Raw genomic sequence first — 12,950 nt, forward strand, 5'->3', positions numbered from 1 at the left:
GTTCCCGGCGTCTGTTGACATGGGCACCGTGTGGTTGATCAGATACACGGCGTCCCCCCACTTGTGAAGTCATCTCCACACCCTTGGGGGAAGTGTGTCCAGAGCGCTCGGCGGAGTACGGGCTGGGCGGGCTGGTGTTCTCGCCACAGCCACGGCGTTGTTCGCTGGTCTACTACCACTGCTGCCCGGCACGGCTCCTGCGGCGGCAGCTGCCGAGCTGAGTCCCGCACAGAAGGCACTGGCACGGGCGGAAGAGACCGGTGAGCGGGTCGAGCTGACCGGTGAGCGCAGCGAGTACTCCAGCGTCTTCGCGAACCCCGATGGCGAGACTTTCACGCTCAGCACCTCGATTGCCCCCATGAGGGTCAAGCAGGCGGACGGGGCCTGGGCTGAGCCCGATGCCACGCTGGTCCGCGCCGCGGACGGGGCCATCAGGCCGAAGGCCGCGGCGACCGGGCTGGAGTTCTCGCCCGGCGGACAGGCGCCGCTGGCGACGATCAGCGACCAGGGCAGGGAGCTGTCGGTGGGCTGGTCGGGCGAGCTGCCCGAGCCCTCCTTGGAGGGGGCGACGGCCACGTATCCGGATGTGCTTCCTGATGTGGATTTGAAGGTGACCGCTTCGGTGACCGGTTTCCAGCACGTGCTGGTCGTCGAGACTCCCGAGGCTGCGGCCGGCCCCGCCCTGAAGGAGCTCCAGTTCTCCCTTCAGGCACGGGGCCTGAAGGTTCGTGAGGCCGCCGCGGGCGGCCTGGACGCGGTGGACGGGAACGGCAAGGCGTTGTTCAAGGCGCCGGCGGCGTTCATGTGGGACTCCTCCGGTAACCAGAGCAGCGCCGCCCCCAGTAAGGCCAAGGCCATGCCGCGCAGCGGCAGCGTCGCCGCCCTGGACGCGGGCCCGGCCGGCCCGGGGGAGCACGACCGCAGCCAGGGCCCGGCGCCCGGCGATGAGATCGCCGAAGTGCATGTGCAGGTGGGGGACGACACCCTGTCCGTCGCCCCGGACGCGGACATGCTCACCAGCACTCCCGCCTCTGCCTTCCCCCTCTACATCGACCCCGATGTGTCCTGGGGGGAGTACGAGCGCACGCTCATCCGCTCCGACGGCTACACGGACTACAACTGGACCGGTGATGAAGGTGTCGGCGAGTGCCACGTCTGGGGCGGCTACTACTGCGACGAGGACGGCTACCGGCAGCGCCTGATCTTCGAGATGTCCGGGAGCAAGCTCAAGGGCAAGCACGTCCTGGACGCCACTTTCCGTCTCACCGAGACCTGGTCCTTCTCCTGTGACCCGACCTGGGTTCAGCTGTGGCGCACCGGCAGCATGTCCAGCCGCACCAGCTGGCCGGGCCCGGACCGCATCGACATGATGGGCGACCGCCATGTCTCCGCCGGCCGCGGCGACGCGTGCACTCCCTCACAGCCGGCCAAGCCGATCGAGTTCAACGACAACCCCGGCGAGAGCAACGAGAACCTCACCACCACCGTCAAGCGCCTGGCCAGTGGAGACCTCTCCCGCCTGACGCTGATGCTCAAGTCGCAGGACGAGACGACGACCAAGGGCTGGAAGCGGTTCAAAAACGACGCCGTCCTGGACGTCACCTACGTCGGCATCCCGGCCCGCCCCACCAACGTCGGACTCGTTCAGAGCGGCAAGAAGACCTCGTGTGAGACCGACGCCGACAACGCACCTGTCACCGCCGACCCCACACCCGCAGTCGGCGGATACGTCCAGACCCAGTCCGGTGGCCAGGACGAGGCCAAGATGCGCATGTACTTCGACATCGACGTCGAGAACAGCGACGGCACCTGGTCCGATGTCTCACCCGGCGGCTCCGACCTCGACCCCACCAGCGGCTATGTCGGCGACGGCACCTGGACCACGAAGACGTGGGACAACCCGCTGGAGGAAGGGCCGCTGTACCGGCTGCGGGCCTGGGCCCTGTCGTACTGGGACAACGGCAACAAGTACCTCGACGGCCCCTCGAACGCCACCGGGGCAGGCTGGTGCTACTTCACCGTCGACCCCACCGCCCCGGCCGCCCCCGCACTGACCGTCGGCGCCCCCTACCAGGAGTGCCAGCCCAACGACTGCCCCGCAGCCGGCGCACCGGGCACACCCACGATGATCACCGCCACCCCGGCTGCTGGTGATACCATCACCGGCGCCGAGTACTGGACCTCCGCCACTGATGAGTGGTCGCCGATGACGGCGGACGGCTCCACCTACACCGCCCAGGTCACCCCCGACCGCTCCGGCACCTTCCGCGTCCTGGTCGAGCTGAGAGATCAGTCCGGACGAGAAAGCGAACGGGGGGAACTGGACTTCCTCGTCCAAGCCGGCGAGGGACCCGTCGCACGCTGGCACTTCGACGAAACCTCCGGCGTCGCCGTCGACTCGGCCACGACGGCGGACTCCGCACAGCAGGACGCCACCCTGCACACGGGCGCCACCCGCGACGATCGCGGCCGCCGCGGCCTGATCACCACCGACGCCCAGGGCGACCCAATGCCCGAACCGGTCACCGACCGCGGCATGGCCCTGGACGGCGACACCGGCTACGCCGCCACCAACGGTCCGGTGCTGGAGACCCGCTCGGCCTACACCATCTCCGCCTGGGCACGCCTGAACAGCACTGATGGCGACAGCATCATCCTGTCCCAGGACGGCGGCAATTACAGTCCCTTCATCCTGTGGTACGAGCCGGACTACGGCACCTGGGCCTTCGGGGTGAAGGAAGCCGATGAGGCCACAGGCACCGCCTACTACGGTGTCGTAGCCGAACAGCCCGCCGCCGCGAACGTGTGGACGCACGTGGCCGGCACCTACGACTCGGCCACCAAGAAGCTGCAGCTCTACGTCAACGGCGTCCTCCAGGGAACCACGCAGAGCGCCGGCTCCTGGGACGCCGGCGGCGCCTTCCAGATCGGCCGCTACCAGTGGGCCGGCCAGCGCATGCACTACTTCGACGGCTCCATCGACGAGGTCGCAGCATGGCAGCGCGTGCTCACCGCTGCGGAGATCGCCGACGAAGCGCGACTGCTGATGCCCGGCGGTCATGCCGGTGCGGAGCTGGTCGCGGCCTGGGACCCCTCCACCGGCACCGGCACGACGGTCACCGACACGGTCTCCGGCTACGGGCGCGACCTCACCCTCGCCGGCGGATCCGCGCTGGACGGCGAGGCCCTGGTCCTGGACGGCAACGACGGCCACGCCTCCACACCGGGACCGCTCGTCGACGGCACAGGGTCCTTCACCACAACCACCTACGTGGAACCCGACAAGGACACCCTCGCCGCAGCCCCTGTCGGATCCACGGTCCAGGTGCTGCAGCAACCGGCCGCAGACGGCGCCGCGTGGGGCATCTGGTTCGAAGTCACAGGCAAGCAGAAAGTCCTCAACGACGACTTCGAGGAAGAGACGCTCGCAGTCGGCAGGTGGCACTTCGGGCGCCCCGGCGCAGCCGTCGTCACTGACGCTGACATCACGATCGACGGCACGGGCTACCGGCTCAGCGGCGTCCACGATGCCCAGGACGGAACGGCCACCTTGTACGTCTCCGACGTGCAGCACGACGTGCCGACCGCGTACACGGCCAAGGTCGGCCAAGGAGCATTCACCGTCGGGCGCTCCGTCTCCGGCGACTTCATGCCAGGACGTGTCTGGGACGTAAGGGTCTGGGCCGGCGCGGCCGCTGACCATGAACAGCTCATCAACATGGTCGGCGAGTAAAGGGGATCTGGGACATGCGCATCGGTAGACGTATCTCTACGCGCGGCCTCATAGCCGCCCTGTCCACCGCTCTCCTGATCGAGGTCGGCGTGGCACAGATCGCCTTCGCGGCCGACGGACTCGGCAAGCCCGACGCCCCGAGCCCACACGCCGCCACGGTGAAGGAAGTCGCCGGCCTGGGCGCGGACAAGGCCAGGGAGCGCCGGGCCAAGGAGCGCAAGCGCAACACGGCGCAGGCTGAGCGGGCCGAGCGGGAACAGAACGCCGCTCCGGAGCCTGCGAAGCTCAGACGCCCTCGCAGCAGCAGCGTCGCCGAACTCGCCGTGAGCACGAGTGAGGCCGATGGGGGAGGGGACTACAGCGCCACGCCGCTGTCTCCGTCCGCCTCCTGGGGGGCCGGCGGGAACGCCGGTTCCTTCACTTGGGGCTATGACCTCGTGATTCCACAGCCGCCGGCGGGCGTCGCGCCGAAGCTGTCCCTGGATTACGACTCCGGCTCGATCGATGGCCGCACCTCGGCGACGAACAATCAGGGCAGCGCGCTGGGTGAAGGCTTCTCGATCACGGAGTCCTACATCGAGCGGACCTACGGGTCGTGCGATGAGGACGGGCACGGGGATGATCAGAAGGACCTGTGCTGGAAATACGACAACGCCCGCCTGGTCCTCAACGGCAAAGCCTCCCGCCTGGTCAAGGACGGGGACGGATGGCGGCTGTCGAACGACGACGCATCCAAGGTCGAGCGGCACACCGGCGCCTCCAACGGTGACGACAACGGCGAGTACTGGACCGTGACCACCACCGGCGGCACCGTCTACACCTTCGGCAAGGACGACGTCGCAGGCTCGGAGACCGGCTCGGTGTGGACCGTGCCGGTCTACGGGGACGACTCCGGCGAGCCCGGCTACAGCCAGGGCTCCTCTTTCAGCGGCCGGTCGCTGCGGCAGGCATGGCGGTGGAACCTGGACGTCGTCCAGGACACCCACGACAACGCGGCCACCTACTGGTACGCCAAGGAGACCAACCACTACCGCAAGAACGGCGCCTCCACCGCGAACACCGCCTACACCCGCGGCGGCTACCTGACCGAGATCCGCTACGGCCAGCGCGCCGACGCCCTGGAGACGTACTTCTACCGGGTCAAGCTCGCGCACAAGGAGCGCTGCACCGCCGAGGACTGCAGCGAGCTGACCGAGGACACCAAGGACAACTGGCCCGACGTGCCCTTCGAGGCCTTGTGCACCGACGGCGAGTCCGAGGCGGACTGCACCGGCCTGGGCCCCTCTTACTTTTCCCGGAAGCGGCTGACCGGCGTCACCACGCAGGTCAAGGACGGCGACACCTTCAAGGACGTGGACTCCTGGACCTTCACCCAGGACTACCTAGACCCCGGCGACATCGGCGGCACCGACGACCAGGTCCTGGTCTTGAAGAAGATCCAGCGCACCGGAAAGGCCGGCGCCAAGGACGACATCGCCATGGACCCGGTGACCTTCGCCTACCGGATGCTGGAGAACCGCGTCGACGCCACCGACGACATCCTCCCCATCACCCGCCCCCGCCTGTCCACGGTCACCACCGAGACCGGCGGACTCATCACCGTCACCTACTCCCCCCAGGAGTGCGTGCGCGGCGAGGTCATCGACGCACCGGAGGACACCAACACCCGCTCCTGCTACCCACAGTACTGGCACATCAACGGCGCCTCCGAGGCATCGGTGGACTGGTTCCACAAGTACCGCGTCCTCGCGGTGGTCACCACCGACCCCACCGGCTACGGCCAGACCATGGAAACCTCCTACACCTACGAGGACGCGGCCTGGCACTACAGCGAAAGCCCGTTCACCCCCGAGGAGGAGCGGACCTGGAACGACTGGCGCGGCTACCGCAAGGTCACCACCCACACCGGCGCCGTGGGCACCACCCGGTCCAAGACCGTCGCGCTCTACCTACAGGGCATGGACGGCGACAAGACCGAAACCGGCACCCGCGACGTCACCCTCACCGGCGTCGACCTGACCGGTCTCGACGTCCCGGACATCGCCGACAGCGACCAGTACTCCGGCCGAATCCGCCAGCAGATCACCTACAACGGCGACACCCCCACCACGGTCAAGGTCACCCAACCCTGGTCCAAGGAGACCGCCCGCCAGGACGTCCCCGGAGCCGGCGACCACATCGCCCGCTACGTCCGCACCGCCAAGACCACCAGCCACACCTACCTGACCGCCGACCAGACCTGGCGCAGCCGGGCCACCACCACCAGCTACGACGACTACGGCATGGCCACCCAAGTCGGCGACTCGGGCGAGATCGGCAAGAGCGGTGACGAGACCTGCACACGCTCCTGGTACGCCCGCAACCCCGACGCCGGCCTGACCGGCCTGGTCTCCCGCGAGTTGACCGTTGCCCGCGGCTGTGGCACCGCCCTGGCCGACGTCGACCTGCCCTCCGACACCACGCGCCGCGGTGAAGTGCTCTCCGACACCGCCACCGTCTACGACGACTCCGACGCCACCACCTGGACCGTCGACCAGTCACCCACAACGGGTGAGGCGGCCTGGGCGGGTCGCGCCACCGGCTACACCACCACAGGCACCCCTGCCGGGTGGCAGACCGTCACCACCACCGGCTACGACACCCTCGGCCGCGCCATCTCCACCACCGACGCCCAGGGCAACACCTCCACCACCGCCTACCGCCCAGCGGAGGGCGGACCCCTCGAGCGGACCATCGCCACCAACCCGCGCGACCACGCCGTTGTCGACTTCTACGAACCGCTGCGTGGACTCGTCCTGAGGCATTACGACGAGAACCGCAAGCAGACCGAGACGGCCTACGACGCCCTCGGGCGTGTCACCGACGTATGGCTCCCCGGGTTCAGCAGCAGCCGCCCAGCGGACTACACCTTCGACTACCACCTGCACAACGACAAACCGTCCTACGTCGCCAGCGGCCGCATAGCCGCCGACCTCGACACCCACATAACCACCTACACCCTCTACGACTCACTCCTGCGGGAACTGCAGACACAGACGCCCTCACCCGCGGGTGGGCGGATCCTGACCGACACCCGCTACGACTCCCGCGGCCTCGCCTACGAGACCTACGCCGACATCTGGGACAAGAACACCGACCCCAACGGCACCTACACCCGCGCCCTGCACGGCGAAGCCCCCAAGCAGACCCTCACCACCTACGACGGCACAGAACGCCCCACCACCAGCACGTTGCTGGTCAAGGGCACCCAGAAGTGGACGACCACCACCACCTACACCGGCGACTCCACCGCCACCACCGCCCTCAACGGCGGTGAGGCCCAGCGCACCATCACCGACATCCGCGGCAACACCATCGAACGCCGCACCTACGCCGGCACACAGCCCACCGACCCCGACTTCGGCGGCACCGCACCCGGCATCCCCTACAACTCCACCAAGTTCACCTACACCCCCGACGGCAAGGACAAGACCGTCACCGGCCCCGACGGCACCCAGTGGAGCTACGGCCACGACCTCTTCGGCCGCCAGGTGACGAACACCGACCCGGACAAGGGCACCTCCACCACCGCCTACAACAGCCTCGACCAGGTCATCGAAGCCACCGACTCCCGTGGCGAGTCGGTCCTGACCGAGTACGACGAGCTGGGCCGGGTGAAGGGCACCTGGGCGAACGAGAAGAGCGAAGCCAACCGTCTGACCGGCTTCACCTACGACACCGTCCTCAAGGGCAAGCCCACCACCTCCACCCGCTACGACGACGGCGCCGCCTACACCACCGAGGTCACCGCCTACGGCACCCTCGGCCAGCGCGAAGAGTGGCAGCTTCACCTCCCCTCCAGCGACCCGCTCGTCGAAGCCGGCGCACAAACCACCTATGCCTTCGACGCCCACTACACCCGCAACGGACTCCTCCGCAGCCAGCTGGTGCCAGCCATGGGAGGGCTGCAACAGGAGGCGGTGAGTTACAGCCACACCCTGCAAGGTGCGCTCACCGAAGTCCGAGGGAGCAACCTCTACCTCACCGAAGCCATCTACACCCCCACCGGCCTGCCCGACCAGCTCACCCTCGGCCCCTCGGGCAGCACCACCAAAGCCACCTACATCGACCACGACTACGAGGTCGGCACTGACCGACTCCTCAGCAGCTCAGTCACCACCGAAACCCACGGCTGGCAGCTACAGGACCTGAACTACACCCACGACCAGGCAGGCAACGTCACCGCCATCACCGACACCGCCACCATCGGCGGCGCCCAAGCAGCCGACACCCAGTGCTTCGACTACGACGGCCACCGCCGACTCACCGACGCCTGGACACCCACCAACGGCGACTGCACCAACCCACGCGACGCAGACACACTCGGCGGCCGCGCCCCCTACTGGACCAGCTACACCTACAACGAAGCCGGCCAGCGCACCAGCGAAACCGACCACACCACAGGCGACACAGACACCTACTGCTACACCGGCGACCAGCCCCACACCCTCACCGGCACCAGCACCGCAGCCGACTGCACCAACCCCGACCGCGACTACGGCTACGACCCCGCCGGCAACACCACCAGCCGACCCGGACAGACCCTCACCTGGAACACCGAAGGCAAACTCGACCAGGCCGCCGAAGACGCCGTCGACACCAACTACCTCTACGACGCCTCCGGCAACCTCCTCATCCGCCACACCGAAGGCGGCGAACGCATCCTCTACGCCGGCAGCACCGAACTCCACCTCCGCGCCGACGGAACCATGTGGGCCCAGCGCTACTACGGCACGGACGACATGACCATCGCCGTCCGCACCAACCGCAACACCGGCGGAAGCCAAACAGAACTTTCCTACCTCGCCGCCGACAAACACCGCACCACCACCCTCGCCATCGACTCCGGCGAAGAACAGACCTTCGTCAAACGCGCCCTCACCCCCTTCGGCGAACAACGCACCGAAGCACGCACCGGAAACTGGATCGACGACAAAGCCTTCATCGGCAAGACCCACGACACCAACACCGCCCTCACCCACATAGGCGCACGCGAATACGACCCCACCACCGGCACATTCCTCAGCGTCGACCCACTCCTCGAGACCGACAGACCCCAAACCCTCAACGGCTACAGCTACGCAGCTCAGAACCCCTACACCTACACTGATCCCACTGGCGAAGGCCTCGACTGCGGCAACGGTGCTGGACAGCTGCCATGTCCGGAGAACGGAGCGATTGACTCCTCCGGGCGCACGGGGAGCGGCGGTATGCTCTCGGTCGAGAGCTACCCCAGCGGAGACGGCACCGTAAACGTAGGCACCGTCCGAGACAGGTTCGGCGACATCGTCAGCGTTTCCACGCACTACCGCGAGTACACGAAACCAGTCGGAGACGGCGGAAAAGGGCAGAAAAAGGATACCGAAGACGATTCCTTCTGGAACAAGGTCGGAGATGCCTTGGGTGCGGCAGGCGATAAAATCGTCGACGCAGCAGTTTCCTTTTCCGCTGCCAATGTTGGAGCGATGAAGCGTTCCGCCCAGTTCCTCCAAGATCACTGGCGAGGGATTGCGGAAGGGGCTCTCTTCGTTGTGTGTGTCGCCACATTCGCCGGGTGCTTCTTTGGCAGTCTCGTACTCGTAGGTGCAAAATACGGAGCCGATTACTACACCGGAGGATCTTCACGTGCAAATGAGCGAGTTGGGGCGAACCTGCGAGGTGCAGCAATCGGCCTGGCTGTCGGGCGCGTGGGCGGGGCCACTGTTGCTGGCCTTCAAAAGGCCGTGAAGCCGCTGGGTCGTCACAGTGCGAGATTCCTGAGTCGGCCCAAACATAAGGCAGGTCCGCGCCATGCGGCGACCCCGGACAGACTGCTTCGCGGTGTGTACTATGGCGGCGGCGCTGCCTATGGGCAGCTGGGCTGCGGAACTACCTTCCAATCGCCGGGTTGGTGCTGAATTCACAGAAGCTGATGGAGGTGTGGGATCCTTATGGGGCGCAGTACTCGGTCGCGTGAGCGAGGCAGAATTAAAGCTCAACCTGGAAAGGTGATCCAGACTTGGAAGCATCCTCGTTGGGAGCGAGCCTTGTTCTTTTTGACCGCCGTAATCGCGCTTGCTTTGACGTTGCTTAGTGCGGTCGGTCTCTTTGCGCAGTCCGATGTGACCTTTGAGGATGTATTCGCCCCAGTCTTCTTCTTCTCTGCTGGGGTCCTTGCCTTTGCGCTTGCAGAGTCTTCGATCAGTATAACGTCAGAGACTGTCCGTGTGCGAAACTTCTACAAGTGGCGAGTAATTCCACTGGAAGATATTAGTTCAGTTTCTCCCGGATATTACGGCATTGTGATCCGGTATCCATCGGGTGGATGTCTTCTCAGTCTGGCTTCGCAGAAATCAAATTATGCGACGTGGTTTAAGCGCAGGACGCAAGCGGACGAGATTTCTTGTGAGATCTTGGCGGCTGTGCGCGCGCGTAAAGGTTTCTGATTTGTCTTGTGCGCGATGCGTGGAGGCGGCTGTGTCCTGGTAGGGCCGCGGCGGGCTTCATAGTGGCCTCGAATTCATCCACGGCAGCCAGTTAAGAGAGGCGGTGGCGGGAGACCTTAAGAGGGCTCCCGCCACCGTGCGTTCGGGTGGGTCAGTTCATGCACATCTTGACGGAGAAGAGTCGCTTGGACGCCCAGCCCTTCACTCCGGTCTTCTTGTCCGTGACCAGCAGCCAGTTCTTGGTGTCCTTGTGGTATTTGAAGCCGTGGTTCTTGTACAGCACGCCCAGCGTGGGCGCGGAAGACGGCGGCCTGCTGTGTAGCCGCGCCGACTTCGCGGTCATGGCGTACGGGTTCGGCTGGTCGTGGCACGCATCAGGGGCGCAGTTGCCGGAACCGGACCCTGCGGCACCGTAGCGGCCGCGGTTGTCGCCGGAGCCAACACAACAACCGCCGCGACGACGGCCGCCGCAGTCCCATTTGCCCAGCGCATCAAAGCCTCCTTGAAGAAGATCGCTAACACCTCGGATCCTTCTGGCGTCGCGGTCAACACGCCGGAATCAACTCAACGAGCTCGTAACAGGATCATGAGCGTGACTTCTTGTGGCGCCTCCAGCAGATGAGGCCGCAGGCGAGGGAGACGAGGGCGTCGTGGAGTTCGGGGCGTCGTTCCCATCGGACGGCCAGGCGCTTGAACTGGTGAAGCAGGGCGAAGGTCTGCTCCACCACGTAGCGGAGCTTGCCGAGGCCGTAGATGTTGGGCGAGCCTTTGCGGGAGATCACGGGCTGGGTCCGTCGTTTGCGCAGTTCACGGCGGTTTGGGTTGGAGTCGTAGTCCTTGTCGCCGAGGAGGGCTGCGGGGCGTTTGCGTGGGCGGCCGGGCTTGCCGGCCACAGGCGGGACGCCGTCGGCCAGAGGGAGCGTCTGGGTGACGTCGTTGACGTTCGAGGCCGTGGTGATCACCCGCAGGGGTGTTCCGTTGCCGTCGCAGATCAGGTGGTGCTTGCTGCCCGTCTTCCGTCGGTCGACCGGCGACGGACCGGTCGCGGCTCCCCCTTTTTGGCGCGGATGTGGGAGGCGTCCACACATGCGCGCGTCCAGTCCAGTTCGTCGGCCGCGTTGAGCTCACTCAGGAGTATGCGGTGCAACTCCTCGAAGACACCGGCCTCCTGCCAGCGGTCCAGGCGCCGCCAGCACGTCTGTCCCGAGCCGAAGCCCAGCTCCAGCGGCAGGTGCTGCCAGCTGATGTTGTTGAACAGCACGTACAAGATGCCCTGCAGACACAGCCGGTCGTCCACCGGCCTCGGTCCCGGCGACCGCTCTGGCCACGGCGGCAGCAACGGCTCGATCAGCGACCACAGTTCATCGTCCACGATCCACGGCTTGACTCCCACGACATCACGAACGGCCGAATCGTCACACCAGACACGGCCCACCAGCCAACCTCAACGAGATTCTGTTACGAGCTCTTATCAACGGGCTGCCCGGGGACGATGCAGGAACGTTGGCGTATGGGATCGCGCCTGCTTGTCATGCTGGGTGTGGCAAGACAATGGCGCAGTGAACTACACGCCGGCCTGCGTGACCGCCTCCGCACGGTGGTGGTCAGAAACGGATCCGACCGCAAGCCTCACCAACGCGCATTCCTTCGAGGACATCCCCACGGTGACAGGTAGGTCGGAGTTCGATGATGTGCGTGAAGGCAAGATTGTAACCGGCACATCGTGGCGGAACCACCCTCGGCATTGGCTCGCGTCAGGCGACTGTGCGCCGATGGCGGCTGATGTTCTCGCGGAGCCCAGCGCGAGATTCGCCGAGCTTTGCCTGTTCAGCGAGAGATGGAGCTATTGCCACATGTCCTGAGTCTCACACTCCGGCCATCAGGATGATCCCGGCCATAACGCCGAATACGCCAAGGCCCCCGAGTATCTTCAGAGGCATAGTCGTACGCAATCGTGGTGGTAGAGCGCTGCCCTGCGGCGGGTTGGAACGCGGCCCCGCCATGGTGATTCCCAAGCCGAGCAAGACCAGGCCCACGGAGGCCATTATCACAGAGAACCCCTTGGTCCACTTGTTCTCGCGAATCCAGCCGGCCGGTGAGTCCCAGACGACGAGGGTGTCGCCCACGCGCAGGTTCTCCTCGCGCCTGTTCGAGTAAGAGCCGAGTACACGGCCATCCTCCTCGGTCACGGTACCCCTGCAGACGTATGGATCATTCCTAGTGCCTGCGCCTCCGCAATATTCGATACTGGCCTCGCCCTGGGTACCCACATGCCAAATCACCGCAGCTGCCGTGTTGGCAGTGAGCCAGATGAAGAAGAGCGCAAAGATCACTATGGCCGTACCAAGGAAACGGCTGACCCAACGGTGCGTGCTTCCGATGATCGGTAGAAGATCCCCCATGCACACGAGCCTAATGGTCGCGCTCCTCACTCCGTGGTGCGGTACCTACTCGCTCAGCCTCGCACTGCTCTGCACCCCAACCGGTCACGGCCCGACCCCCCATCAAGCCCGGGGCGCCGCCTGATGGCGTGAACATTGGTTGCGTCTCCTGGGCTCTGAGGGATCGCGTAGTTCGTGCAAGTGACCAAACCGGAGCCATGGACGGCTACACCGTGAAGGTCTCCTAACCCCGTCAGCTGTGTGGCCAGCACGCTCATCCAGGGCCGGGCACGCCCAACCTCACTCAGCGGGCCAGAACCGGACCAGGTACGACTCGACTCCGTGCGGCACAGCCCCAGCGGTCAGCCGCGC

Annotated in this window: 7 protein-coding genes; 4 read left to right on the forward strand and 3 right to left on the reverse strand. The window is 66.0% G+C overall.

Annotated features, from left to right (window positions below; translation table 11 throughout):
* The first annotated feature begins 157 nt into the window (after window positions 1–157).
* The 3 genes from E4198_RS03270 (at window position 158) to E4198_RS03280 (ending at window position 10,197) form a co-directional block, all read left to right on the forward strand.
* Entirely contained in the window at window positions 158–3,733 is a 3,576-nt protein-coding gene (locus E4198_RS03270) for a LamG domain-containing protein (RefSeq protein ID WP_247597535.1), read from the forward strand.
* 14 nt (window positions 3,734–3,747) lie between these two features.
* On the forward strand, window positions 3,748–9,669 hold the full coding sequence (locus E4198_RS25660; RefSeq protein WP_136181807.1) for an RHS repeat-associated core domain-containing protein: 5,922 nt from the start codon (window positions 3,748–3,750) through the stop codon (window positions 9,667–9,669).
* A gap of 90 nt (window positions 9,670–9,759) precedes the next feature.
* A complete protein-coding gene (locus tag E4198_RS03280; protein WP_136181808.1) occupies window positions 9,760–10,197 on the forward strand; it encodes a hypothetical protein in 438 nt (145 codons plus the stop codon).
* A 151-nt stretch (window positions 10,198–10,348) separates the two neighbouring features.
* Here the strand turns inward: E4198_RS03280 and E4198_RS03285 are convergent, their stop codons facing one another.
* Complete coding sequence (locus E4198_RS03285) at window positions 10,349–10,540, reverse strand: SH3 domain-containing protein (protein ID WP_136181809.1); 192 nt, start codon at window positions 10,538–10,540, stop codon at window positions 10,349–10,351.
* 241 nt (window positions 10,541–10,781) lie between these two features.
* A protein-coding gene (locus E4198_RS03290) for an IS5 family transposase (protein WP_247597536.1) occupies window positions 10,782–11,590 on the reverse strand; the annotation gives its coding sequence in 2 pieces (ribosomal slippage) (window positions 10,782–11,270 and window positions 11,273–11,590; 807 coding nt in all).
* Window positions 11,591–11,756: 166 nt separating this feature from the next.
* On the opposite strand from E4198_RS03290, the gene E4198_RS24770 reads away from it, so the two are divergent.
* Complete coding sequence (locus tag E4198_RS24770; protein ID WP_168711356.1) at window positions 11,757–12,059, forward strand: hypothetical protein; 303 nt, start codon at window positions 11,757–11,759, stop codon at window positions 12,057–12,059.
* Window positions 12,060–12,062: 3 nt separating this feature from the next.
* On the opposite strand, the gene E4198_RS03295 is transcribed toward E4198_RS24770, so the two are convergent.
* Window positions 12,063–12,599 carry a hypothetical protein gene (locus tag E4198_RS03295; RefSeq protein WP_136181811.1) on the reverse strand — a complete coding sequence of 179 codons (537 nt, stop codon included), beginning with the start codon at window positions 12,597–12,599 and terminating at the stop codon, window positions 12,063–12,065.
* Window positions 12,600–12,950: the final 351 nt, after the last annotated feature.

This window comes from Streptomyces sp. RKND-216, from assembly GCF_004795255.1.
GTDB lineage: Bacteria > Actinomycetota > Actinomycetes > Streptomycetales > Streptomycetaceae > Streptomyces > Streptomyces hazeniae.